The sequence below is a fragment of the Mycobacterium sp. genome, assembly GCF_039583805.1.
Classification (GTDB): domain Bacteria; phylum Actinomycetota; class Actinomycetes; order Mycobacteriales; family Mycobacteriaceae; genus Mycobacterium.
This window is the reverse complement of sequence record NZ_JAVKSH010000009.1, coordinates 21,308-45,525: the sequence shown is the minus strand read 5'-3', so window position 1 is coordinate 45,525 and position 24,218 is coordinate 21,308. Positions and strand designations below refer to the sequence as shown.

The 24,218-nt window shown below is 68.4% G+C and carries 20 protein-coding genes and 1 tRNA gene; 10 read left to right on the top strand and 11 right to left on the bottom strand.

The genetic code is table 11. From position 1 onward, the window contains the following. Nucleotides 1–7: 7 nt before the first annotated feature. Entirely contained in the window at nt 8–427 is a 420-nt protein-coding gene (locus tag ABDW21_RS02245) for a hypothetical protein (protein ID WP_343599025.1), read from the top strand. Between the two features lie 25 nt (nt 428–452). On the opposite strand, the gene coaE is transcribed toward ABDW21_RS02245, so the two are convergent. From coaE to polA, 3 genes are all read right to left on the bottom strand, one after another. Further along, a complete protein-coding gene (gene coaE / locus ABDW21_RS02240) occupies nt 453–1,586 on the bottom strand; it encodes a dephospho-CoA kinase (protein ID WP_343710016.1) in 1,134 nt (377 codons plus the stop codon). 12 nt (nt 1,587–1,598) lie between these two features. Continuing rightward, nucleotides 1,599–3,041 carry a 30S ribosomal protein S1 gene (rpsA, locus tag ABDW21_RS02235; RefSeq protein ID WP_343598933.1) on the bottom strand — a complete coding sequence of 481 codons (1,443 nt, stop codon included), beginning with the start codon at nt 3,039–3,041 and terminating at the stop codon, nt 1,599–1,601. Nucleotides 3,042–3,257: 216 nt separating this feature from the next. Next, nucleotides 3,258–5,996 (bottom strand): DNA polymerase I, encoded by a 2,739-nt coding sequence (gene polA, locus ABDW21_RS02230; protein WP_343598935.1) that lies wholly within the window; start codon nt 5,994–5,996, stop codon nt 3,258–3,260. A 70-nt stretch (nt 5,997–6,066) separates the two neighbouring features. On the opposite strand from polA, the gene ABDW21_RS02225 reads away from it, so the two are divergent. Both ABDW21_RS02225 and ABDW21_RS02220 read left to right on the top strand, forming a co-directional pair. Further along, on the top strand, nt 6,067–6,507 hold the full coding sequence (locus ABDW21_RS02225) for an OB-fold domain-containing protein (RefSeq protein ID WP_343598936.1): 441 nt from the start codon (nt 6,067–6,069) through the stop codon (nt 6,505–6,507). A 29-nt stretch (nt 6,508–6,536) separates the two neighbouring features. Then, nucleotides 6,537–7,700 (top strand): lipid-transfer protein, encoded by a 1,164-nt coding sequence (locus ABDW21_RS02220; protein WP_343599027.1) that lies wholly within the window; start codon nt 6,537–6,539, stop codon nt 7,698–7,700. Between the two features lie 90 nt (nt 7,701–7,790). Here the strand turns inward: ABDW21_RS02220 and ABDW21_RS02215 are convergent, their stop codons facing one another. Beyond that, on the bottom strand, nt 7,791–8,390 hold the full coding sequence (locus ABDW21_RS02215) for an ANTAR domain-containing response regulator (protein WP_343598938.1): 600 nt from the start codon (nt 8,388–8,390) through the stop codon (nt 7,791–7,793). 113 nt (nt 8,391–8,503) lie between these two features. Between ABDW21_RS02215 and ABDW21_RS02210 the strand changes: the two genes are divergently transcribed. The 7 genes from ABDW21_RS02210 (at nt 8,504) to cydC (ending at nt 16,602) form a co-directional block, all read left to right on the top strand. Next, a tRNA-Leu gene (locus ABDW21_RS02210) sits at nt 8,504–8,577 on the top strand. A 135-nt stretch (nt 8,578–8,712) separates the two neighbouring features. Then, nucleotides 8,713–10,044 (top strand): adenylate/guanylate cyclase domain-containing protein, encoded by a 1,332-nt coding sequence (locus tag ABDW21_RS02205; RefSeq protein WP_343598939.1) that lies wholly within the window; start codon nt 8,713–8,715, stop codon nt 10,042–10,044. A gap of 52 nt (nt 10,045–10,096) precedes the next feature. After that, nucleotides 10,097–10,693 carry an HdeD family acid-resistance protein gene (locus ABDW21_RS02200; RefSeq protein ID WP_343598941.1) on the top strand — a complete coding sequence of 199 codons (597 nt, stop codon included), beginning with the start codon at nt 10,097–10,099 and terminating at the stop codon, nt 10,691–10,693. Nucleotides 10,694–10,806: 113 nt separating this feature from the next. Further along, a complete protein-coding gene (locus ABDW21_RS02195; protein WP_343598943.1) occupies nt 10,807–12,255 on the top strand; it encodes a cytochrome ubiquinol oxidase subunit I in 1,449 nt (482 codons plus the stop codon). 24 nt (nt 12,256–12,279) lie between these two features. After that, nucleotides 12,280–13,320, top strand: a complete 1,041-nt coding sequence (gene cydB / locus ABDW21_RS02190; protein WP_343598945.1) for a cytochrome d ubiquinol oxidase subunit II — start codon at nt 12,280–12,282, stop codon at nt 13,318–13,320. A 53-nt stretch (nt 13,321–13,373) separates the two neighbouring features. Continuing rightward, complete coding sequence (cydD, locus tag ABDW21_RS02185; RefSeq protein ID WP_343599028.1) at nt 13,374–14,978, top strand: thiol reductant ABC exporter subunit CydD; 1,605 nt, start codon at nt 13,374–13,376, stop codon at nt 14,976–14,978. Beyond that, complete coding sequence (gene cydC / locus ABDW21_RS02180) at nt 14,965–16,602, top strand: thiol reductant ABC exporter subunit CydC (protein WP_343710015.1); 1,638 nt, start codon at nt 14,965–14,967, stop codon at nt 16,600–16,602. The genes cydD and cydC overlap by 14 nt, the downstream gene beginning before the upstream one ends. A 61-nt stretch (nt 16,603–16,663) precedes the next feature. Here the strand turns inward: cydC and ABDW21_RS02175 are convergent, their stop codons facing one another. The 7 genes from ABDW21_RS02175 to trpB form a co-directional block, all read right to left on the bottom strand. After that, nucleotides 16,664–18,061 (bottom strand): phosphatidylglycerol lysyltransferase domain-containing protein, encoded by a 1,398-nt coding sequence (locus tag ABDW21_RS02175; protein WP_343598948.1) that lies wholly within the window; start codon nt 18,059–18,061, stop codon nt 16,664–16,666. A 127-nt stretch (nt 18,062–18,188) separates the two neighbouring features. Beyond that, entirely contained in the window at nt 18,189–19,031 is an 843-nt protein-coding gene (locus ABDW21_RS02170) for an acyl-CoA thioesterase II (RefSeq protein ID WP_343710017.1), read from the bottom strand. Nucleotides 19,032–19,058: 27 nt separating this feature from the next. Then, nucleotides 19,059–20,477, bottom strand: coding sequence for a pyruvate kinase (gene pyk / locus ABDW21_RS02165; protein WP_343598949.1), 1,419 nt, complete (start codon nt 20,475–20,477; stop codon nt 19,059–19,061). Further along, nucleotides 20,474–20,797 (bottom strand): DUF2752 domain-containing protein, encoded by a 324-nt coding sequence (locus tag ABDW21_RS02160; protein WP_343598951.1) that lies wholly within the window; start codon nt 20,795–20,797, stop codon nt 20,474–20,476. Before ABDW21_RS02160 ends, pyk begins: the two co-directional genes overlap by 4 nt. 121 nt (nt 20,798–20,918) lie before the next feature. Next, nucleotides 20,919–22,148 carry a prolipoprotein diacylglyceryl transferase gene (gene lgt / locus ABDW21_RS02155; RefSeq protein ID WP_343598952.1) on the bottom strand — a complete coding sequence of 410 codons (1,230 nt, stop codon included), beginning with the start codon at nt 22,146–22,148 and terminating at the stop codon, nt 20,919–20,921. Beyond that, nucleotides 22,145–22,957 carry a tryptophan synthase subunit alpha gene (gene trpA / locus ABDW21_RS02150; protein WP_343710014.1) on the bottom strand — a complete coding sequence of 271 codons (813 nt, stop codon included), beginning with the start codon at nt 22,955–22,957 and terminating at the stop codon, nt 22,145–22,147. Before trpA ends, lgt begins: the two co-directional genes overlap by 4 nt. Beyond that, nucleotides 22,954–24,216, bottom strand: a complete 1,263-nt coding sequence (gene trpB / locus ABDW21_RS02145; protein WP_343598954.1) for a tryptophan synthase subunit beta — start codon at nt 24,214–24,216, stop codon at nt 22,954–22,956. Before trpB ends, trpA begins: the two co-directional genes overlap by 4 nt. Nucleotides 24,217–24,218 lie beyond the last annotated feature (2 nt).

Here is a 24,218-nt window from a genome sequence, read left to right as displayed (position 1 = left end):
AGCAGCCATGATGCCCGTCACGCACCAATGGCTGGCAGTCGCCGCCCTGACGGGCGCGGCGGCCGGCCCGCATCTGATTCCGGCGACGGCTCACGCCGAGCTACACAACCTCACCTACATCGCCCGGATCGACGGGGTGGCTCCCGGCGGCACAGCCACCTTCGTGATCCACGACGACGAGACGAACACCGCGAGCCTCAGTTCGTCGCCCGACAACACATTCGAAGCCGACACGGTGCTCTCCGATCCGGCCAGCGCAGGTATGCAGGTCGCAATCACCTGGCCGTACTCGGCGAACGTGCACTGCGAGATCGACGTCGACGACAACGTCGCCACCCAGGTCGACCAGTTCGTCCGGCCCGCGCCCGGCGGCACCGATCCGATGAACGGCGTGCTGGCGTGCGGCGCCCCGCTTCCCGCCACGTAGGGGTCTAGCGGGGTCTAGCGGGGATCTAGGGCCGCCAGCCGACCGTGTCGGCCCACTCCCACGCGCGACGGTACGCGTCGCCGCCGGGCCGCACACCGGGGTTGGCCACCAGCCAGTCCACGAACAGCAGGCCGAATTGCTGGTTGGGCCAGCCGTCCACCCGCAGGTGCACGATGGTCGGCCGGCCAGGATCGGCGGAGCCGTGAATGCGATTGCGCCACAACGCCTCATCGTCATCGTGGTCGTACCGGGGCACGGTGCTGCGGGCATCCGCCCGGGCGTCGTCGCCGGTGACGTGGTCGACCCGCGGGTACCCGGCCGACGACAACGCGGTGTCGAGGTCGTCGGCCGCGGCCAGTGACTCGACGGTCACCTGGATGTCGATGACGTCCGGGGCGTCGAGCCCGGGCACCGCGGTCGGTCCGACGTGATCGACGCGCAGCGCCTTCGCGCCGCAGGCGGTGCGGATGCGGTTGCAGACGCGGGTCGCCTGCTGCGGCCAGCTCGGGTCAGCCGGCGACACCCGCTCGGGTGCCGGTGCGGTCCGGCCGGCCGCCAGGTTGTCCGCGAACGGCTCGATACGGTGCTGCCACACCTGGCGGGCCTGCTCGGCCAGCGCCGCCGGCGTGCCCGAATTGTCCAGCCAGACATCGGCAGCGGCGCGACGCTGCTCGTCGTCAGCCTGCGCCGCGATGCGGGCGCGGGCGTCGGCTTCGGTCATTCCGCGCTGTTCCACCAGCCTGCTCACCCGCAGCTCGGCGTCGGCGTACACGACCACCACCAACGGGAACAGCGGCGCCATGGCAGACTCCACCAGTAGCGGAATATCTTCCACCACAACGGCATCCGGCGGCACCGCGGCGATGATCTCGGCCCGGCGCCGCCCCACCAGCGGATGCACGATGCCGTTGAGGGTGGCCCGGCTCTCGTCGTCGCGGAAAGCCCTGGCGGCCAACGCCGGCCGGTCCAGCGCACCATCGGGGAGCAGAATGTCGTCGCCGAATGCCTCGACCAGAGCCGCCAACCCGGCGGTGCCGGGTTCGACCACTTCCCGCGCTATCACGTCGGCGTCGAGGACGATACCGCCGCATTGTTTGAATACGGCTGTCACCGAGGACTTCCCGGCACCGATGCCACCGGTCAGCCCGATCCGAAGCATCTCCGGAAGCTGCTACGCGCTGCCGGCGAGTTTCTCCCGCAGCGCCGCGAGTTGCTCGTCGCTGGCCAGCGAACCGCCGTGTTGCTCGTCGGCCGGCGAGCCGTTGGCCGCCGAACCGGAGTCCGCCGGGGCTTCGTGGTCGGCGGCGGCGAACTTCTCCATCTGCGCGGTGTGCATCTTGTGCCGACGCTCGGCCTCGGCGTATCGGGCCTCCCACTCCACGCGCTGGGTGTCGAAACCTTCGAGCCACTCGTTGGATTCGGCGTCGAAGCCCTCGGGGAAGATGTAGTCGCCCCGCTCGTCGTAGCTGTCGGCCATACCGTACTTGGCCGGGTCGAACTCCTCGGTGTAATCCTCGTTGGCCTGCTTGAGGCTCAGCGAGATGCGGCGGCGCTCCAGGTCGATGTCGATGACCTTGACCATCACGTCGTCACCCACACCGACAACCTGGTCGGCAACCTCGACGTGCCGCTCGGAGAGCTCCGAGATGTGCACCAGCCCTTCGATGCCCTCCTCGACCCGGACGAACGCGCCGAACGGCACCAGCTTGGTGACCTTGCCCGGCACGATCTGGCCGATGGCGTGGGTGCGGGCGAAATGCCGCCACGGGTCTTCCTGGGTGGCCTTGAGCGACAACGACACCCGCTCGCGGTCCATGTCGACGTCGAGCACCTCGACGGTGACCTCGTCGCCGACCTGCACCACCTCGGAGGGGTGGTCGATGTGCTTCCAGGAGAGCTCGGAGACGTGCACCAGGCCGTCCACACCGCCGAGGTCGACGAAGGCGCCGAAGTTCACGATCGAGCTCACCACACCCTTGCGGACGGCACCCTTCTGCAGCTGGTTGAGGAACTCGCTGCGCACCTCCGACTGGGTCTGCTCCAGCCAGGCACGCCGGGACAGCACCACGTTGTTGCGGTTCTTGTCCAGCTCGATGATCTTGGCCTCGATCTCCTTGCCGATGTAGGGCTGCAGGTCGCGGACCCGGCGCATCTCGACCAGCGACGCGGGCAGGAAGCCGCGCAGCCCGATGTCGAGGATCAGGCCGCCCTTGACGACCTCGATGACGGTGCCCTTGACGGCCTCGTCCTTCTCCTTGAGCGCCTCGATCGTGCCCCAGGCGCGCTCGTACTGCGCGCGCTTCTTGGACAGGATCAGCCGGCCTTCCTTGTCCTCCTTGGTGAGAACCAGCGCCTCGACCTGGTCGCCGACGGACACCACCTCGTCGGGGTCGACGTCGTGCTTGATGGACAGCTCGCGGGCGGGGATGACACCTTCGGTTTTGTAGCCGATGTCGAGCAGGACCTCGTCCCGGTCAACCTTGACGATGGTCCCTTCGACGATGTCGCCATCGTTGAAGTACTTGATTGTTTTGTCGATGGCGGCGAGAAAGTCCTCGGAAGAGCCGATGTCGTTGACGGCTACTTGCGGCGAGGTGACGGTGGGACTCGGCATATTGTTGGGTTGCTCCGGACAGGTGTCGGTCGTAGGGACAGTGCGTGTTTGTGCCTGTCGAGGGTACTCGACTGTGCGCAACCTGGCCAAACTCGCCCCTGTCCGCGCCGAGTGTGAACCCAGCGCGAAAAAGTGGCCTCAGCCTCAACCTTAGCCTCAAGTGATCGCTGCAACGGCTTCACGCTCGCCGTTTCGGCAGGCCCGATCTGCACCCCGCTAGTGCGCTGCCGCGTCCCAGCTGCGGCCGTAGCCCACGGAGACCTCCAGCGGCACGTCCAGCGGGTAGGCGGCGCCCATCTTGTCGCGCACCAGCGCCTCGAGTCGCTCCCGCTCACCGGCGGCAACTTCGAACAACAGTTCGTCATGCACCTGCAGCAGCATCCGCGACGACAGCCCAGACTCCTCCAGCGCCTTGTCGACCTCGATCATGGCCACCTTGATGATGTCGGCCGCGCTGCCCTGGATCGGCGCGTTGAGCGCCGCCCGCTCGGCGGCCTCCCGCACCTGGCGGTTGCTGCTGTCCAGCTCGGGCAGGTAGCGGCGGCGCCCCAGCACCGTCGAGGTGTAGCCGTCCTTGCGTGCCTGCTCGACGACGGCGTGCAGGTAGTCGCGCACTTTGCCGAACCGGGCGAAGTAGGCGTCCATCTGCTCGTTGGCTTCCTCGGTCGAGATTTTCAGTTGCTGGGAGAGGCCGTAGGCGCTCAGCCCGTAGGCCAGCCCGTAGGACATCGCCTTGACCCGGCGCCGCAGCTCGGGTGTGACCTCGTCGATCGGGACGCCGAACGCCCGGGAGGCGACGAAGGAATGCAGGTCCTCGCCGGTCTTAAAAGACTCGATTAAGCCTTCCTCCCGGGACAGATGCGCCATGATCCGCATCTCGATCTGGCTGTAGTCGGCCGTCATCAGCTCGGCGTAACCCTCGCCGACGACGAACACGTCGCGGATCTGGCGGCCGGCGTCGGTGCGGATCGGGATGTTCTGCAGGTTCGGTTCGGTCGACGAGAGCCGCCCGGTCGCCGCGATGGTCTGGTTGAACGTGGTGTGAATCCGGCCGTCGGCGGCAACCGAGTTCAGCAGGCCGTCGACGGTGACCTTGAGCCGGGTCACGTCGCGGTGGGTCAGCAGATGCTGCAGGAACGGATGGCCGGTTTTGTCGAACAGCGACTGCAGCGCATCGGCGTCGGTGGTGTAGCCGGTCTTGGTGCGCTTGGTCTTGGGCATCTGCAGCTCGTCGAACAGCACGACCTGAAGCTGCTTGGGTGAACCCAGGTTGATCTGCTTGCCGATCACGCCGTAGGCGGCCTCGGCTGCGTCGCGGATCTGTTCAGCGAATTGGCTTTGCAGCGTGGCTAATTGGTCGACGTCGACGGCTATCCCGGCCGCCTCCATTCCGGCCAGCACCCGCTGCACCGGCAGCTCCATCTCGGCCAGCAGCGCGGTGGAGTCGATACGGGCCAGCTCCGCGTCCAGCGCGTCGGCGAGGTCGGTGACTGCCCGGGCCCGCAGGATGGCGGCCTGCGCGTTCCGGCCGTCGGCAGTGTCCTCGTCGAGCAGTGAAAGCTGTTGCTGCTCCGAGCTTTCGGCACGCAGCTCGCGGTGCAGGTAGCGCACTGACAGGTCGTCGAGGGTGAAGCTGCGCTGCCCGGGCCGCACCAGGTAGGCGGCCAGCGCGGTGTCGGAGCTGACCCCGTCCAGGTTCCAGCCGCGTCCGGCCAGGTCGTGCATCGCCAGCTTCGCTTCGTGCACCGCTTTGGGCTGCTCAGGGTCGGCCAACCAGGCGGCCAGCGCGGCGTCGTCGTCGGGCATCAGGGTGGCGGTGTCAACGTAGGCGCCGTCGCCGTCCGCGGCGGCGAGGGCCAGTGCGGTGGCATCACCGTCGTAGGCGACGTGCGTGCCCACCACCGCAAGTCCGGCCCGGCGCCGGTCGCCGGTGTGCTGCGCCAGCCACGTCCCGACCGAGCCGGGGTCCAGCGCACCGCCACGCACGTCGAAGCCCGCGTCGACCTCGGGCACCCGCCCGCCGGCAGTGGTCAGCGTCTCGAACAGCCGGTCCCTCAGCACCCGGAACTCCAGGTCGTCGAAGAGCCGGTGGATCTGCTCACGGTCCCAGGGCTGCAATCGCAGCATCTCGGGTGTCTGCGGCAGCGGGACGTCGCGGACGAGGTCGGTGAGCTCACGATTGCGCACCACGCCGGCCAAATGAGCCCGCAGCGCGTCACCGACCTTGCCTTTGACCGTGTCGACCCTGTCGACCAGAGTTTCCAGCGAGCCGTATTCGGTGATCCACTTCGACGCCGTCTTCTCCCCCACCCCCGGGATGCCGGGCAGGTTGTCGCTCGGGTCGCCGCGCAGCGCCGCGAAGTCGGGGTACTGCTTGGGCGTCAGCCCGTATTTCTCGACCACGGCCTGCGGGGTGAACCTGGTCAGGTCGCTGACGCCTTTGCGCGGGTACAGCACCGTCACGTCGTCGCTGACCAGCTGCAGCGCATCGCGGTCGCCGGTGACCACCAACACCCGGTAGCCCTCGTTCTCGGCCCGGGTGGCCAGCGTCGCGATCAGGTCGTCGGCCTCGAAGCCCGGCTCAGCGAGCACGGTGATGCCCAGTGCGGCAAGGACTTCCTTGGTGATGTCGATCTGACCGCGGAACTCGTCGGGGGTGGCCGAGCGGTTGGCCTTGTAGTCCGGGTAGCGGTCCGAGCGGAACGTCTGCCGGGACACGTCGAACGCCGCGGCCACATGGGTCGGCTGTTCGTCGCGCAGCAGGTTGATCAGCATCGCGGTGAACCCGTAGACCGCGTTGGTGGTCAGCCCGCCCGCGGTCTTGAAGTTCTCCACCGGCAGCGCGTAGAACGCCCGGAACGCCAGCGAATTGCCGTCCAGCAGCAGCAGAGTCGGGGTGTCGTCAGCGGGCGGGCCGGCGTGCGTCGTGGCGCTGGCGGTCTTCGCTGGGCTCACGGCCTCACTTTAGCCGCGACAGAACTGCAACACGTTTCAATTCTGTCCTGGTTCTGGGTACGCTGGCCGGGTGCCCGCAGCGATCCGCCAAGAACCCGCGATCGACGGCTGGTTCGCCGCCGACGACTCCGGAGTGCCCCACCTGGTCGGGGCCACCTGCCCGCGGTGTGGCACGTATGTCTTCCCTCCGCGAGCCGACAACTGCCCCAACCCCGCCTGCGACGGCGACCAGCTGGATCGCGTCGCCCTGTCGCGGCGCGGCACGCTGTGGAGCTTCACCGAAAACCGGTATGCGCCACCGCCGCCGTATCCGGCTCCCGACCCGTTCGAGCCGTTCGCGGTCGCCGCGGTGCAGCTGGCCGACGAGGGCCTGATCGTGCTGGGCAAGGTGGTCGACGGCACGCTGGCCGCCGACCTGAAGGTCGGCATGGCGATGGAGCTGACCACCACGGCGCTCTTCACCGACGACGACGGTGTCGAGCGCATCGTGTATGCGTGGCGGATCGCGTGAGCGCGCCGGTGTACATCCTGGGTGCGGGCATGCACCCGTGGGGCAAGTGGGGCAGCGATTTCACCGAATACGGGGTGGCCGCCGCCCGGGCCGCGCTGCGCGACGCGGGCCTGGACTGGCGCCGCGTCGAGTTCGTCGCCGGCGCCGACACCATCCGCAACGGCTACCCGGGGTTCATCGCCGGGTCGACGTTCGCGCAGAAACTGGGCTGGAACGGCGTGCCGGTCAGCTCCAGCTACGCGGCGTGCGCCAGCGGCTCGCAGGCGCTGCAGAGCGCACGCGCCCAGATCCTGGCCGGTTTCTGCGACGTCGCGCTGGTGGTCGGCGCCGACACCGCGCCCAAAGGCTTCTTCGCGCCGGTGGGCGGGGAACGCCGCAACGATCCGGACTGGCAGCGCTTCCACCTGATCGGCGCCACCAACCCGGTGTACTTCGCGCTGCTGGCGCGTCGCCGCATGGACCTCTACGGCGCCACCGCCGAGGACTTTGCGCAGGTGAAGGTGAAGAACTCCCGGCACGGGCTGCACAACCCGCATGCCCGCTACCGCAAGGAGGTCTCGGTCGAGGACGTGATGGCCAGTCAGATGGTGGCCGACCCGCTGCGGCTGCTGGACATCTGCGCCACCTCCGACGGCGCGGCGGCGCTGGTTGTGGCCAGCGCGACGTTCGCCCGCGAGCATCTCGGTTCCGTGCAGGGCGTGCCGTCGGTGCGCGCGGTCAGCACCGTCACCCCGCGCTATCCGCAACATCTACCCGAATTACCTGATATCGCAACGGATTCCACCGCGGTCGTGGCCGCGCCGGAGCGGGTGTTCAAAGACCAGATCCTCGACGCGGCCTACGCCGAGGCCGGGATCGGACCGGAGGATCTGAGCCTGGCCGAGGTTTACGACCTGTCCACCGCGCTGGAACTGGACTGGTACGAGCACCTGGGGCTGTGCGCCCGGGGCGAGGCCGAGGCGTTGCTGCGCAGCGGCGCAACCAGCCTCGGCGGCCGGATCCCGGTCAACGCGTCGGGCGGGCTGGCCTGCTTCGGCGAGGCCGTCCCGGCGCAGGCGATCGCGCAGGTCTGCGAGCTGACCTGGCAGCTGCGCGGCCAGGCCACCGGCCGTCAGGTCGAGCACGCCACCGTGGGCGTCACCGCCAACCAGGGCCTGTTCGGCCACGGCTCGTCGGTGATCGTCGCCCGTTAGGGTCCTGCTCGGGCTGCGTGAACGTGGGCAGTCGGTCAGCTCCGTCGGCGTACAGACTCGCCCACTCGCTCACGACTCGCGCAAGAACGGTCAGCTGCCCAGGGTTTCCAGCACCACCTCGGCCACCCGCTTCATGGTGGTCCGCCGGTCCATCGCCGCGCGTTGGATCCAGCTGAACGCCTCCGGCTCGGTCATCCCCTGCTTGGTCTGCAGCAGGCCTTTGGCCCGGTCGACCAGTTTGCGGGTTTCCAGCCGATCCGAGAGCGTCGCCACCTCGCGTTCCAGCGCGATCATCTCGCTGAACCGGCTCACCGCCAGCTCGATCGCCGGGATCAGGTCGGACACGGTGAACGGCTTCACCAGGTAGGCCATCGCTCCGGCGTCACGTGCGCGTTCCACCAGGTCACGTTGGCTGAAGGCGGTAAGCACAACGATCGGCGCGACGCGTTTGCCGGCGATCTCCGACGCGGCGTCGATGCCGTCGCGGCGCGGCATTTTCACGTCCATGATCACCAGATCGGGTTTGAGCTGGTCGGCCAGCTCGACCGCCTCCTGGCCGTCGCCCGCTTCGCCGACAATCTGGTAGCCCTCGTCACGCAGCATCTCGGCCAGGTCCATCCGGATGAGAGCCTCGTCCTCGGCGATCAGCACGCGGCGCGGGGCGGCGGCGTCGGTCGGTTCGGCGGTCATGACCGACATTGTGGCAGCGGACGGCGGGACGGCCAGCGCGGGGTTGAGCGACGGCCCGGCGCTCTGCATCCGCCCGTTCGCATCCTCTATGGTGGAAGGCCGTCGACGGCTGGGCCCTCGTATCCCAACTGGCAGAGGAAACGGATTCAAAACCCGTACAGTGTGAGTTCGAATCTCACCGAGGGCACCGCGACGTCATGCCGTTCACCATCGGTCCTGGCGCCGGGAATGCCCAGCAGATCGCCGCCGCGCGCGGGTCACTGTCCCCGCACCGGATGCCGAAGTGGCTGACCAGCCGGCAGTGCCGGGCTACGCTCGAACTGTGGCGGCAAAGAAGTGCGCTGCGCCGCCGACGTGGACAAACCGCTCGGCGAAACCGCCGAACTGCGTCGCGGCGGCACGAAACCAACGACACGCTCGCGATCAGCATGTCGCCGATCGCGCCGCCCGGCGTATCCGGCTCCTGAAAATCAACACGGTGATGGCGATGGCGGTCAGCGCCGGATTCGGGATATTGACCCTCGTGACGGCACCGAACGTCTGGTGGACCGCTGCGGTCAACCTTGCCGGCGCCGCCGTTTTCGCGCTCATCCCGCTGCTGAACCGTTTCGGCGACCTGGTTGCCCCGCTGGCTTTTCTCGGCACGGCGTACGTGATGATCTTCGTCATCTGCCAGGCGGTGGGCACCGGATCGGGTCTGCAGTTCTATTTCCTCGTCGCGGCGTGCCTGGTGGTGTTGTTCCTGGGCATCGAGCACATCGTCCTTGCGGTGACGCTGGCGGCCGTCGCAGCCGGGTTGGTCATCGCGCTGCAATTCCTGGTCCCCGCGGACACCGGGCTCCAGCCGGCATGGTCGCTGTCGCTGAGCTTCGTCATCAGCACGGTCTCCGCATGCGTGATGGTGGTCGCGACGATGTGGTACGCGCTGCGCGGAATCACCCGCGCCGAAGCGGCCCTGGAGTCGGAGTATCAGCGCTCCGAAGCGTTGCTGGCCAACATACTGCCGGCCGGCATCGTGGCCCGGCTCAAAGATCCGACGCGAGACATCATCGCCGACAAGTACGACGATGCGTCGGTCCTGTTCGCCGATCTCGCCGGCTTCACCGAGCGAGCCAGCGAAGCCAGCCCCGCCGACCTGATCCGATTCCTGGACCTGCTGTTCTCTGCGTTCGACAGTCTGGTCGACCGGCATGGGCTGGAGAAAATCAAAGTCAGCGGCGACTCCTACATGGTCGTCAGCGGAGTGCCGCAGCCGCGGCCCGACCATCTGCACGCCCTGGCTGGTCTCGCGCTGGACATGGCCGACGCGGCGGCGGGCCTGCGCGATCAACTCGGGTGGTCCATACCGCTGCGGATCGGCCTCGCCGCCGGACCGGTGGTCGCCGGTGTGGTGGGTTCGCGCAGGTTCTTTTACGACGTGTGGGGCGACGCGGTCAACGTCGCATCCCGGATGGAATCCACCGACACTGTCGGCCGTATCCAGGTGCCCGAGGCGGCGTACCAACGCCTGAAGGACGACTTCGTGTTCGAGGAACGCGGTGACGTCGAGGTCAAGGGCAAGGGCGTGATGCGCACCTGGTATCTGGTGGGTCGCAAATCCGCCGCCGGCTCCGGCGGAGTGACTGCCCAGACGCCGCAGGCCGCCGGCGTCTGACATCAGAGCAAAACCCGTGCCACGACCTGGGCAGGTGTGGGAGAGTTCGGACATGCAAGCTACTGGCTCCCCCCATGCCTTCCCCACGTTGTTGCCGCACCTGTGGAAATCCACGCTCGCGTCCGGAGTCCTGGCGCTGGCGCTGGGCGTCGCGGCGTTGGTGTGGCCGGGCATCAGCATCCTGTCCGCCGCCATCATCTTCGGCGCCTATCTGCTGATCATCGGGGCCGTGCAGGTCGTCTTGGCGTTCAGCCTGCCGGTGGCGTCAGCCGGCGGCCGGGTGCTGTTGTTCATCAGCGGAGCAGCGGCGTTGATCCTGGCGGTGCTGGCGTTCCGCCATTTCGGTGAGGGATACGCGGTTCTGCTGCTGGCGATCTGGATCGGCGTCGGCTTCATCTTCCGCGGTGTGGCAACGTCGATTTCGGCCATCAGCGACCCCGGCCTGCCGGGGCGGGCCTGGCAGATTTTCCTGGGTGTGATCAGCCTGCTGGCCGGCATCGTGATGATGGCGTCGCCCTTCGAGTCCCTGGACGTGCTGACGCTGGTGGTCGGCATCTGGCTGGTGGTCATCGGCGTGTTCGAGATCGCGTCGTCGGTGGGCATCCGCCGGGCGTCCACGCAGCTCGACAAGGCACTCTCGGGATCGTGATTCGCATGACACTGCCGTTGTGATGACCGCGCCTGTTTACTACACTGTGTCGTAGTAAGGCGTGTCGTAGTAAGGCGTGAGAGTGCGCGGCCGGCGTACGGAGGAACTGGCACATGAACCTCGTCGACGTGTCGCGGTGGCAGTTCGGCATCACCACCGTCTACCACTTCATTTTCGTGCCGCTGACGATCGGCCTCGCACCGCTGATCGCGGTGATGCAGACGGTGTGGGTGGTCACCGACAACGTCGCCTGGTATCGGCTCACCAAGTTCTTCGGAAAGCTGTTCCTGATCAACTTCGCGATCGGCGTGGCCACCGGGATCGTGCAGGAGTTCCAGTTCGGGATGAACTGGAGCGAGTATTCGCGGTTCGTCGGCGACGTGTTCGGCGCGCCACTGGCCATGGAAGGCCTGGCGGCGTTCTTCTTCGAATCCACCTTCCTCGGGCTGTGGATCTTCGGCTGGAACCGACTGCCCCGGCTGGCCCACCTGGCCAGCATCTGGATCGTCGCGATCGCCGTCAACGTGTCCGCGTTCTTCATCATCGCGGCGAACTCGTTCATGCAGCACCCAGTCGGCGCGCACTACAACCCGCAAACCAAACGCGCGGAACTGACCAGCATCGTGGCGTTACTGTCAAATAACACGGCGCACCAGGCCTTTCTGCACGTCGTCACGGGCGCGCTGCTGACTGCGGGAACGTTCGTCGCCGCGGTCTGTGCGTGGTGGATGGTCCGCGGCTCACACGCCGACGATGCGCGCACCATGTACCGGCCGGCCACCATCATGGGGTGTGTCGTCGCCCTTGCCGCCTCGGTTGCGTTGTTCTTCACCGGCGACGCACAAGGCAAGCTGATGTTCCGACAGCAACCGATGAAAATGGCGTCGGCGGAGTCGTTGTGCGACACCGAAACCGACCCGGATATGTCACTGCTGACCATCGGCACGCACAACAACTGCGAGAGCGTCACCGAGCTGATCAAGGTGCATTACGCGCTGCCGTTCCTGGCCGAAGGCCGGCCCAGCGGCGTGACGCTGCAAGGCGTGCACGACCTGCAGCGGGACTACCAGCAGCGATTCGGGCCCGGCAACTACCAGCCCAACCTGTTCGTCACCTACTGGTCGTTCCGGGCCATGATCGGGTTGCTGGCCATCCCGTTGTTGTTCGCGCTGGCCGCATTGTCGCTGACCCGCGGCGGCCGAACACCGAACCAGCGCTGGTTCTCCCGGTTCGCGCTGATCACCATTCCCACACCGTTTCTGGCCAACATCGCGGGCTGGGTGTTCACCGAGATAGGCCGCCAGCCGTGGATCGTCGCCCCCAATCCGACCGGCGACCAGATGATCCGGATGACCGTCCAGCAGGGCGTGTCCGATCACGTTCCGGCGATGGTCGTCACCTCGCTGGTGACGTTCACGCTCGTGTACGCCGTGCTCGCGGTCATCTGGTTCTGGCTGATGACGCACTACGTCGTCGAAGGACCGCAGGAACACGACGCGGAGCCGGCTGCGCCCGCGCCGCCCGGCGCGGACGAGGTGGCACCGCTGTCGTTCGCCTACTGAACCGCTGACGAAGGGAGGTGACCCATGGGCATTCAAGAGCTGTGGTTCGGCGTCCTGGCGCTGCTGTTCGTCGGATTCTTCGTCCTCGAAGGCTTCGACTTCGGCGTCGGCATGCTGATGGAACCGCTGGCCCGCATCGGCACCGGCGATCGGGAGATGCGCCGGCGTGCAGCGCTGAACACCATCGGTCCGGTTTGGGACGGCAACGAGGTGTGGCTGATCGTCGCGGGCGCCGGGATGTTCGCGGCATTCCCCGGCTGGTACGCCACGGTGTTCTCGACGCTGTACCTGCCGCTGCTGGTGATTCTGGTCGGCATGATCCTGCGTGCGGTCGCGATCGAGTGGCGCGGCAAGGTCGACGACACGCGCTGGCGCCGCTGGGCCGACGCCGGGATCGCGGCCGGATCCTGGCTGCCCGCGCTGTTGTGGGGTGTGGCGTTCGCGACGCTGGTCCGCGGTCTCCCGGTGGACGCCAATCATCACGTGCACCTGTCGGTCACCGATGTGCTCAACGCCTACACGCTGCTGGGCGGTGCGGCCACCACGGGCTTGTTCCTGTTCTACGGCGCGGTGTTCGTGGCGCTGAAGACGTCGGGGGGAATCCGCGACGACGCGTTGCGGATCGCCACGTCGTTGTCGGTTCCGGTGACCGCCGCGGTCGGCGGCTTCGGGCTGTGGACCCAACTGGCTCACGGCAAAAGCTGGACGTGGTTGGTGCTGGCGGCCGCCGTCGTCGCGCTGGTGGCGGCGGTGGCGTTGGTGTGGCGCCGTGCCCGGGAGGGCTGGGCGTTTCTGTGCACCGCGGTGGTCGTCGCCGCGGTGGTGGTGGTGTTGTTCGGCGCCCTATACCCGAACCTGGTGCCCTCCACGCTGAATCCGCAGTGGAGCGTCACGATCGCCAACGCGTCGTCGACGCCGTACACCCTGAAAATCATGACCTGGGTCGCGGTGTTTCTGGCTCCCCTGGCGATGGTGTATCAGGGATGGACGTATTGGGTTTTCCGGCAGCGGATTTCCGTTGACCGGATACCGCCGCCGACCGGTCTGGCGTGGCACGCGTTCTGAGTACCGCCGGCCGCGCGCCGCTGGATCCGCGACTGTGGCGGGCCTCGACGGCGCTGCGCCGCTTCCTGGCCGCCATGGTGGCTTGCGGTGCGCTGATCTCCGGCTGCGCGATTGCGTCGGCGATCGTGTTGGCCCGCATTGTTTCCGGCGTGATCACCGATCCCGCTGCGCGCAGTCTGCGTCACTGGGCGCCCATGCTGTCGATCCTGTTGGCGTTGTGGGTTATTCGCACGGTCGTGCACTGGCAGCAGGCTCGGCTGGGACAGCGGGGCGCCAGCGCGGTGATCGCCGACCTCAGCGGTCAGGTGCTGTCGGCGGTGACGGCCCGCCAACCCCGCCAACTGGCGGCTCAGCGTGACAGGGCCGCGACGCTGGTGACCCGCGGCCTGGACGGGCTGCGGCCCTACTTCACCGGGTATCTGCCGGCGTTGCTGCTGGCGGCGATTCTGACCCCGGCGAGCATAACGGTGCTCGGGGTGTTCGACATCGAATCGGCGCTGATCGCGGTGATCACGCTGCCGCTGATCCCGGTGTTCATGGTGCTGATCGGTATGGCAACGGCCGAACGGTCGGCGGCCGCGCTGGCCGCCATGACCACACTGCAGGCGCGTCTGCTCGACCTGATCGCCGGCATTCCCACGTTGCGGGCGCTCGGCCGCACCGCCGGCCCCGAGCGCCGCATCGCCGACCTGGCTGCTGCCCATCGTCGTTCGGCGCTGGCGACGCTGCGGATCGCGTTCCTTTCCGCACTGGTCCTCGAACTGCTGGCCACGCTGGGCGTAGCGCTGGTCGCTGTCAGCATCGGGTTGCGCCTGGTCTTCGGTGAGATCGGCCTGACCGCCGGCCTGACCGTGCTGCTGCTCGCGCCCGACGTGTACTGGCCGCTGCGTCGCATCGGCGCGGAGTTTCACGCAGCACAGGACGGCAGGACAGCGGCCGACCAGGCGTTCGCGTTGGTGGCGGATTCCGCGGTGGCCGAACCGGGTTGCCGGACGGTGACGGCGCGCGGCGCGGTGGTGCGCATCGAGCAGCTCAGTGTCGACGGCCGCGACGGGCCGGCGCCCCGCCGTCTCAGCGCGGTCGTCGAACCGGGTCGGGTGACGGTGCTCACCGGGCCCAACGGCGCGGGCAAAAGCACTGCGCTGCAGGTGATCGCCGGCATCACCGCGCCCACCGCGGGCCGCGTCACGGTGTCCGGAATCGACGTCGTCGAGCTCGACCCGGCCGCGTGGTGGCGGCAGGTGTCCTGGCTGCCGCAGCGCCCGGTGCTCGTCCCCGGAACCGTCGCCGACAACCTGGCCCTGTTCGGACCGCTGGATTACCTCGACGCAGGCTGTGCCGCATCGGGTTTCGACTCGGTCCTGGCCGATCTGCCGGACGGCATGCAGACGGTGATCGGCCGCGGCGGTGTCGGGCTGTCGCTGGGGCAGCGGCAGCGCCTCGGCCTGGCCCGTGCGCTGGGGTCGGCGGCGCCGGTGTTGCTGCTCGACGAGCCCACGGCCCATTTGGACGCTTCCACCGAAGCCGTCGTGCTGCAGAGAATTTCCCGGTGTGCGCGTGACGGGGCGACCGTGGTGGTCGTCGGGCATCGGGCGTCGGTGCTCGACATCGCCGACCATGTTGTGGTTGTCGGTTCGGAGCATCATGCACCGGTCTGACCCGTTACTGGACGCGTTGCGGTTGCTGCGTCCGCGGCTGGCGCGGTTGGTGCTGGCCACCGCGCTGGGCGTGCTCTCGCTGAGCAGCGCGCTGGCCCTGGCGGGTGTCTCGGCCTGGCTGATCACGCGTGCGTGGCAGATGCCGCCGGTGCTGGATCTGTCGGTCGCAGTGGTGGCGGTGCGCACGTTCGCGATTTCCCGTGGCGTATTGCACTACGGTGAGCGGCTGGCCAGCCACGACACCGCGCTGCGTGCCGCGGGTAGTGTCCGCGCGCTCATCTATTCTCGGCTGGCGCACGGGCCGGCAGATGTCGCCACCCGGTTGCACAGCGGTGAACTGGTGGCCCGGGTGGGCGGTGATGTCGACCAGTTGGCCGACGTGCTGGTTCGCGCCGTGCTGCCGATGAGCGTGGCCGCGGTGCTGGCGCTGGCCGCGACCGCGGTGGTCGCCGCGATCTCGGTGTGGGCGGCGATGATCATGGCCGTCTGCCTGGTGATCGCCGGCGTTGTGGCGCCCGGGCTGGCGGCCAGAGCGGCCGGGGCGCAGGAAGCGGTTGCCCGCCAGCATCTTTCCGATCGGGACGTGGCGGCGATGCTTGCCCTCGAGCATGCGGCCGAGCTGCGAGTCGCCGGCGTTTTACCCGGCATCATCGCTGATTCACAACGGCGGCAAAATGATTGGGGCACAGCGCTCGACGCGGCCGCCAGGCCCGCCGCGTTCGCCGCCGCGATGCCCACCGCGGCGATCGGGTTCAGCGTGCTCGGTGCGGCCGTCGCCGGAATCGGGATGGCAGCCACGACCGCGCCCACCACACTGGCCGTCCTGATGTTGTTGCCGCTGTCGGCATTCGAAGCGACCACCGCGCTGCCGGCGGCCGCTGTCCAGTTGACGCGGTCGCGGCTGGCCGCGCGCCGCCTGCTCGCCCTGACACCTGTCCGGCCCGCCGAGGGCGGTCGCGCACAGGCCGGCCCGGTGGGCCGGCTGCGCGCGACGGGCATCCGGACCCGGGCGTCGACGGCGCCGGACACGCTGACGCTCGACGTGCCGCCGGGCGCGCGGCTGGCGGTCACCGGCCCGAGCGGATCCGGCAAGACGACCCTGCTGATGACGCTCGCCGGTCTGCTGGCGCCGGCGCACGGTGAGGTCACCCTTGACGGAATACCGCTGCGAGAAATCTGTGAAAGCCAATTACGTTGCTTTCTGCAGTTCTTCGCCGAGGATGCACACATCTTCGCCACCACTGTCCGGGACAATTTGCTGGTCGCCCGCGGAGACTGTCCGGACGCCGAGCTGACCGCGGTGCTGTGCCGGGTGGGCCTGCAGCGGTGGCTCTCCGGCCTGCCGAACGGTGTGGACACCGTGTTGACCGACGGTGCGCAGTCGTTGTCGGCCGGACAGCGCCGGCGACTGCTGCTGGCCCGGGCGATCATCGCCCCGTCCCGGATCGTGCTGCTCGACGAGCCGGTCGAACATCTCGACATCGCCGACGCCGAACCCATCCTGCGCGACCTGCTGAACCCGGACAGCGGGCTGTTCAGCGCAGGGCGGACCGTCGTGCTGGCCACCCACCATCTACCGGACCACATCGACTGTCCGCGCCTGCACGTCGGTCTCGGCGGATAAACCGGCCCGGCAGTTCCGGCCGCCGCGTGCGGAGAGCCAGTCGCAGCGCCGCTGCCGAGCCTCACAGCCGACGGCGGCGCGGCATGAACTCCAGCGACAGCAGCACATAGGCCAGGGGAATCACCTGGGTCAGCCGGACCAGGGCATAGCGCCGGTCGCCCAGCGAGTGGAATTTCCGCAGATAGCGGTAGAGCGACTCCAGCGCGATCAGTGGGTCCAGCAGGTGAATCAACACGTAGCAAACGGTCTGCATGCGTCCGCGATGCTTCTGGTCGAACAGTTCCGGGAACGCCGCGAATGCCAACGACACTCGTTGTGCACCAGCCTCTTTGGCGGCCATCACCATGTCGACGGACAGCCGCTCGTCGATACCGTTCGGTGCTCCGCGGCGGCGCCACGGCACGTCGAGGCTGACGTCGCTGCCGCCGCCGGCGACCGTATACCGGTGAAACCCCTGCACCCGTCCCGACGCATCCCTGGCGACAATCAGCTGCACGCCGGGATAGCGGCCCTCCAGCGCGCCGTCCAGGGCCATCACGAAACCGCGTTCGATACGAGCACCGCTGTGTGATGCCCTCAGCACATCGGTCAGCTGGGCGAGCAGCGTGTCGTCGACTTCCTGCTCGGCGACGATCTCGGTCGTCACACCGATGTTGTGGGTGCGCTGCACGGCCTGCCGCAGATTGCGGAACGTGCGGCCCACCATCGCGAAACGCGACACGTCGACGACGACATCGCGGCCGATCGGCACCGCTCGCAAAGAGTGCCCGACCACCGCCGGATCACGCCACAATCCGAGTCTTTTCTCGCTGCAGCCGAGCACCACGATCCGCCAGCCGTGGGTATGACACATCCCGCAGAAATCCGCGACGAGTTGCCGGAACTGCGCCTCGTCGCCGATCGGGTCCCCGCTGACGACGGCATAGCCGATCCGCGTCCGGTAGGCGACGGCCGCGCCGCCGTCAGCACTGAAGTAGTGGCACTTGCCCACCTGCATGGCGAACGGCGCGAGCGGATCGCCGGCTGTGCGGTTGACCAGTGCCCACACCCGCGGCAAGTCATCAGGGCGCGGACGCGCCGACGTCGGCCACATCAACCCCAACCCGGACCCGGCGACCAGCACGTCGCCGAGAAGATCCAACGACACCACGTGGGCGCCGAGTCCGGCAACAAGGACGCCGCCGGCAACGGCCGCATGCGTCGCCGTGACGGGGCGACCCAGGAAGATGCCTCGCGCGACGAACGCCACCGCCGCCAGCACCGTCAGTGACCAGGCCAGCCGCCCGGCAGCCGCCCACCCGGGGTGGTCGTGGTCGCGGGCCAGCACGCCGGCCAGCCAGCATGTCGCACACAGCAGGGCCAGCGCACCAACCCACCGCGCCGCCGGCGAGTTGACGTCGACGACGACCCGCTCGCTCGCGTGGGCTTTCGGCGCGACGCCGATCGACGATTCGCTCACGCACACCTCCCGTTGCCCGTCAGCCGCTCGCGCACCCGGTTACCCGAAGATTACGCCGTCGCCGGCCTCGCTACGGCAGTTACTGAGCCCGTTGCAACCGGATCGTTTCCGGTCGGTGACCGCGGGCCTACGACCGGGTGCCGGGGAAGTATTTGACGACGCCCTCCTGCACCACGGTGGCGACGGGCCGGTGAGAGCGGTCGAAGAAGTGGCCGACGCCCAGCCCGCGTGACTCGGCGGCCACCGGCGACGACGTGGAATACAGCAGCCAGTCGTCGAAGCCGACCGGGTGGTGAAACCACATCGCGTGGTTGACGGTGGCGGCGAAGATCCGGTCGAAGCCCCAGGCCAGGCCGTGGCTGGTGATGATCGAGTCCAGCACGGTGGTGTCCGAGGAGTACACCAGCGCCGCGATGTGCAGCACCGGATCGTCGGGCAGCACGCCGTCGGCCTTGACCCAGACCCGGTTGTGGGCCAGTCGCTCTCCCCTGGCCCGCATCACCCAGGCCGGGGCGTTGGTGTAACGCCATTCGATCGGCCGCAACGCGCTGACGAACTGTGGCACGGTCTTCTCGTAGCCGCGGAGCAGCTCGGCGATCGTCGGCAACGTTTCGGGGTCGGCGACGTCGGGCGGTTCGACGTGGTGCTCAAGGCCGCGACCCGCGGACAGGTACGAGATCATTCCGGTGGCCAGCAGCATGCCGTCCTGCACCGCGTCCACCCGGCGGTTGGCGAAACGGCGTTCGTCGCGCAGCCGCACCACTCGAAATTCGATGTCTTTGGCGGGGTCGCCGCCGTTGATGAAGTGCATCGACAGCGCATTGGGCGGCAGGTCGCGGCTCAGCGTGCGGGCGCTGGCCACGAACGACTGCGCCATCAGCTGGCCGCCGAAAGTCCGCGGCGGGTTCTTACTGGGGTGGGATCCGATGAAGACGTCGTCGCCGGTGCGGTCAAGGTCGAGCACCGCCATCAGCTCGTCGAAGTCGGAGGACACGGGTCAGACGTCGTCTTCACCGATGCGGTGCACGTGGATCAGGTTCGTCGACCCGACGGTGCCCGGGGGCGCGCCCGCGACGATCACCACCAGGTCGCCCCGCCGGTAGCGGCCGAGGCCGAGCAACGACTCGTCGACCTGGCGGATCATGCCGTCGGTGGAGCGCATGTGCCCGACGATGAACGTCTCGGTGCCCCATGTCATGGCAAGTTGGCTGCGCACCTCGGGCAGATCGGTGAACGCCAGCAGCGGCAGCGGGGTGTGCAACCGGGCCAGTCGGCGCACGGTGTCACCGGACTGGGTGAACGCGACCAACGCCTTGGCGTCGAGCCGCTCGCCGATGTCGCGGGCGGCGTAGGAGATGACCCCGCGCTTGGTGCGCGGCACGTGGGTCAGCGGCGGCGCGGCCGTCGAGTTCTCCTCGACCGCGCAGATGATTCGCGACATGGTCTGGACGGCCGCCAACGGATACTTGCCGACGGCCGTCTCCCCGGACAGCATCAGCGCGTCGGCGCCGTCCATCACGGCGTTGGCGACGTCGGACGCCTCGGCCCGCGTCGGCCGCGAGTTCTCGATCATCGAGTCGAGCATCTGGGTCGCGACGATCACGGGTTTGGCGTTCTCCCTTGCCATTTGGATAGCCCGCTTCTGAACCAGCGGAACTTCTTCCAAAGGGAGTTCGACACCCAGATCGCCGCGGGCCACCATCACGGCATCGAAGGCCAGCACGACGGCTTCGAGGTTGTCGACCGCCTCTGGCTTCTCCAGCTTGGCGATCACCGGCACCCGGCGCCCGATCCGGTCCATCACCTCGTGGACCAGCTCGGCATCGGACGGCGACCGCACGAACGACAGCGCGACCATGTCGGCGCCCAAATCCAGGGCGAATTCCAGATCCTGGATGTCCTTGTCCGACAGGGCAGGAGCCGACACGTTCATCCCGGGCAGCGAAATCCCCTTGTTGTTGCTCACCGGTCCGCCCTCGGTGACGCGGCAGACCACGTCGTCGCCGTCGACGCCCTCGACCACCAGCGAGACCTTTCCGTCGTCGACGAGGACGCGGTCACCCGGCGCCGCGTCGGCGGCCAGGGTTCGGTACGTCGTCGACACCCGGTCGTGGCTGCCGGCGCAGTCGGCCACCGTGATCCGCACGGTTTCGCCGGTGGCCCAGTGGGTCGGGCCGTCGGCGAACCGGCCGAGTCTGATCTTGGGGCCCTGCAGGTCGGCAAGCACACCGACCGCGCGGCCGGTGGAGTCGGACGCGGCGCGCACCCCGTCGTAGGCAGCCTTGTGATCCTTGTAGTCGCCGTGGCTGAAGTTCATTCTGGCGACGTCCATTCCGGCCTCGACCAGTGCCCGGACCATCTCCTGCGAGCTGGTGGCCGGGCCGAGAGTGCAGACGATCTTGCCGCGCCTCATCACGACCTCCGATCATAGTCGCCGGTCGCCCAGCCCACCGGCGACCAGAGCCGGACCTGCAGGAAAACGGGCAGATTGCGCGCCACCGTCGACAGCGGTGTCGCGACGGCGACGGTCGCAAATGCCGACACCGGCAGCACTGTTCGGCGGCAGCGCCGGCGCGTCATCACCCACCTCGCCAAAGCCGGAATGCCGACGACCACGAACACATTGTCGGTGACCGCGGACGCCGGGTCGGGGTGCAGCAGGTCATGCGTCATCCGCAGGGCGTCGCACACCGGACAGTTCCCGCCCGTCAACAGCCAGAAAGCCAGAATGGGCACGGCGGAAACAGCGAACGCGGATCGCGCGGGTCCGCCGCTGCGACGTGGGTGAGGGCTCCGGCCAGCAGAGACCGCGCCGGGGCGGAGCCGTCGCGCTGCTACGCATGCCGGCTGCAGTGCCCTATTCGGGCCGTCGCCGGCGCAGCGCGGACCGCCAGCGGCGTGGCGCCGATTCCTCGATGGGAACGACGGCGCTCACGTCCGGCTCGTCGGGCTCCTCGGCCGCCACAGTCTCGGGCTCGTCGGGCTCTTCGGCCGCCGCCACGGCCTCGGCCTCTTGAGCCTCGGCCGCGGGCTCGTCGGGCACTTCCGGCTCTTCGGTCGCCGGCTCGGATTCCGTTGCCGCAGAGACGATTGTCTCAGCTGATGTTGCCCCGGATTCGGTGTCCTCGGGCGGTGTCGCGGCTGCAACCGGTTGCGGTTCTGCCGCTGATTGCACGGGTTGCGTGGACGTAACCGGCTCGTCGGGCGTCGCGACCACCGCGGGGCCGCCCAGTGTCGCCGGTTCCTCGCGGCCCTTCGGGGCCACGAGGAAGTACACCACCGCGCCGACGAAGACGAACGTCGAGGTGAACGAGTTGATCCGGATTCCCGCGATATGCGTTGCGACGTCGTCACGCAACAGTTCGATGCCAAATCGTCCGACGCAGTAGCCGGCGACGTACAGCGCAAAGAGCCGGCCGTGTCCGATCGTGAACCGCCGGTCGAGGTAGATCAGCACCGCGAACACCAGGACATCCCAGAACAATTCGTAGAGGAACGTCGGCTGCACGACCATCGCCAGCTGCCCCGTGGAGACGCCGTCGAGTGAACGTACGTCGACGAAGCCGGCCGGGTCGCTCCGGTAGAAGATCTCCAGGCCCCACGGCATCGTCGTCTCCCGGCCGTAGAGTTCCTGGTTGAAGTAGTTGCCGAGCCGCCCGATCGCCTGCGCCAGCACAATGCCGGGGGCTATCGCATCGCCGAACGCCGGAAGGGGAACGCCGTGCCGCCGGCACCCGATCCATGCGCCGACACCGCCGAGCGCCACCGCGCCCCAGATGCCCAGGCCGCCGTCCCAGATGCGCAGCGCCGCACCCGGGCCGGCCCCGCCCCGGGCAAAGTACGTCTGCCAGTCGGTGGCCAGATGGTACAGACGGCCGCCGACCAGACCGAACGGGACAGCCCACAGCGCGATGTCGTAGATCACGCCTCGCTGGCCGCCCCGGGCCTCCCAGCGTCGGTCGCCGATCAACAGCGCGACCACGATGCCGACGATGATGAACAGCGCGTAGGCCCGGATGGGGACCGGCCCGAGGTGCCACACCCCACGCGGCGGGCTGGGGAAAGAAGCGAGCACAGTCGTCGTCACGGTGTTGGAATCCTCTGCCGCACACCGGTGGCGAGTTCGCGGGTCAGCGCCCGCACCGCGGGCAGTCCGTCGGCCAGCGCGGACACCAGAGCCGAGCCGACGATGACGCCGTCGGCGTAGCCCGCGATCTGCGCCGCCTGCTCCCCCGACCGCACACCCAGGCCCACCCCGACCGGAACGTCGGAGATTGCCTTCAGCCGGCGGACCAGTTCGGGCGCGGCCTGCGACACCACGTCGCGGGCTCCCGTCACACCCATGGTCGACGCCGCGTAGACAAAACCGCGTGACGCCTCGACTGTTGCCGCCAGCCGCTGAGGTGTCGACGACGGCGCCACCAAGAAGATGCGATCCAAACCATGACTGTCCGACGCGGCCAGCCATTCGTCGGCCTCGTCGGGAATGAGGTCCGGCGTGATCATGCCCTGGCCTCCCGCGGCGGCGAGATCGCGCGCGAAACGGTCGACTCCGTAACGCAGCACCGGGTTCCAGTACGTCATCACGACCGGATGGCCGCCGGCGGCGCTGATCGCCTCGACGGCAGTCAACGTATCGCGGACTCGCACACCGTTGCGCAGTGCGGCCTCTGAGGCTGTTGCGATGGTCGGGCCGTCCATGCCGGGGTCGGAGTACGGCACGCCGACCTCGACGAGGTCACAACCGGATTCGACGAGCGCGGTCATCGCGGCGATGGAGGCGGGCACGTCGGGGTATCCGGTCGGCAGGTAGCCGATCAGCGCGGACCGACCTTCGCGCCGGCAGGACTCGAACACCGCTGCGACACCGCGGGTTTGATGTTGACGCACGGTCATGATCGATACCGGTCCAGCAGACCGAACCACCGCGCGGCCGTCTCGACGTCCTTGTCGCCGCGACCGGACAGGTTCACCACGATCACTGCGCCGCCGCCCATCTCGGCCGCCAGGTCGACCGCTCCGGCCACCGCATGCGCCGACTCGATGGCGGGGATGATGCCTTCCGTCCGGCACAGCAGCCCGAACGCGTCCATGGCCTGCGCGTCGGTGACGGGCCGGTACTCGGCGCGACCCGTCTCCCGAAGCCACGCGTGCTCCGGGCCGACTCCGGGATAGTCCAAACCGGCTGAGATGGAATGCGATTCGATGGTCTGGCCGTCTTCGTCCTGCAGTAGATAAGAGTACGATCCCTGGAACGCGCCGGGTGAACCGCCGGCGAAGGGGGCGGCATGGCGACCGGTCTCCACGCCGTCGCCCGCCGCCTCGAAGCCGACCAGCCGAACTCCCGGGTCGTCGAGGAAAGCATGAAAGATGCCGATGGCGTTGGATCCTCCGCCGACGCACGCGGTGACGACGTCGGGCAGCCGTCCAGCCTGATCCAGGATCTGAGCGCGCGCCTCCACGCCGATCACCCGCTGAAAATCCCGCACCATCGTCGGGAAGGGATGCGGGCCTGCGGCGGTGCCGAAGCAATAGTAGGTGTCGTCGGCGTTGGTGACCCAATCCCGGAAGGCTTCGTTGATGGCGTCTTTGAGCGTTTTCGACCCCGACTCCACGGACACGACCTCGGCGCCGAGCAGGCGCATCCTCGCCACGTTCAATGCCTGGCGCGCAGTGTCCACGGCGCCCATGTAGACGACACAGTCCAGGCCGAGCAGTGCGCAGGCCGTGGCCGTGGCGACCCCGTGCTGGCCGGCCCCGGTCTCGGCGATCACCCGCTTCTTGCCCATCTGCCGGGCCAGCAGGGCCTGACCGAGCACGTTGTTGATTTTGTGAGAACCTGTGTGGTTCAGGTCTTCTCGCTTCAGGAACACCCGTGCACCACCGGCGTGGGCACCCAGCCGGGCTGCTTCGTACAGCGGTGACGGCCGGCCGGCGTAGTTGGCCTGCAGCGTGTCGAGCGCGTCCAGGAACCCCGGGTCGGCGCGGGCCTTGTCGTAGGCGGCGGTGACCTCCTCGATCACCCCCATCAGCGCCTCCGCGACGAACCGACCCCCGTAGACGCCGAAATGCCCACGCGCGTCAGGGTCGTGACGGGTGGGCTCGGCGATCGCCGAGCTGGCACGCGGAAGTTCCGGACGCACGATTTCTGCCATCA

Excerpts from the sequence above, each read along its gene's own strand:
- ABDW21_RS02200 (WP_343598941.1), top strand. The coding sequence starts at position 10,097 with ATGCAAGCTACTGGCTCCCCCCATGCCTTCCCCACGTTGTTGCCGCAC.
- ABDW21_RS02220 (WP_343599027.1), top strand. The coding sequence starts at position 6,537 with ATGCACCCGTGGGGCAAGTGGGGCAGCGATTTCACCGAATACGGGGTG.
- trpA (WP_343710014.1), bottom strand. The coding sequence starts at position 22,957 with ATGACCGTGCGTCAACATCAAACCCGCGGTGTCGCAGCGGTGTTCGAG.
- ABDW21_RS02215 (WP_343598938.1), bottom strand. The coding sequence starts at position 8,390 with ATGACCGCCGAACCGACCGACGCCGCCGCCCCGCGCCGCGTGCTGATC.
- trpB (WP_343598954.1), bottom strand. The coding sequence starts at position 24,216 with ATGGCAGAAATCGTGCGTCCGGAACTTCCGCGTGCCAGCTCGGCGATC.
- cydB (WP_343598945.1), top strand. The coding sequence starts at position 12,280 with ATGGGCATTCAAGAGCTGTGGTTCGGCGTCCTGGCGCTGCTGTTCGTC.
- cydC (WP_343710015.1), top strand. The coding sequence starts at position 14,965 with ATGCACCGGTCTGACCCGTTACTGGACGCGTTGCGGTTGCTGCGTCCG.
- rpsA (WP_343598933.1), bottom strand. The coding sequence starts at position 3,041 with ATGCCGAGTCCCACCGTCACCTCGCCGCAAGTAGCCGTCAACGACATC.
- ABDW21_RS02195 (WP_343598943.1), top strand. The coding sequence starts at position 10,807 with ATGAACCTCGTCGACGTGTCGCGGTGGCAGTTCGGCATCACCACCGTC.
- ABDW21_RS02245 (WP_343599025.1), top strand. The coding sequence starts at position 8 with ATGATGCCCGTCACGCACCAATGGCTGGCAGTCGCCGCCCTGACGGGC.
- ABDW21_RS02170 (WP_343710017.1), bottom strand. The coding sequence starts at position 19,031 with ATGGCGGTGCTCGACCTTGACCGCACCGGCGACGACGTCTTCATCGGA.
- coaE (WP_343710016.1), bottom strand. The coding sequence starts at position 1,586 with ATGCTTCGGATCGGGCTGACCGGTGGCATCGGTGCCGGGAAGTCCTCG.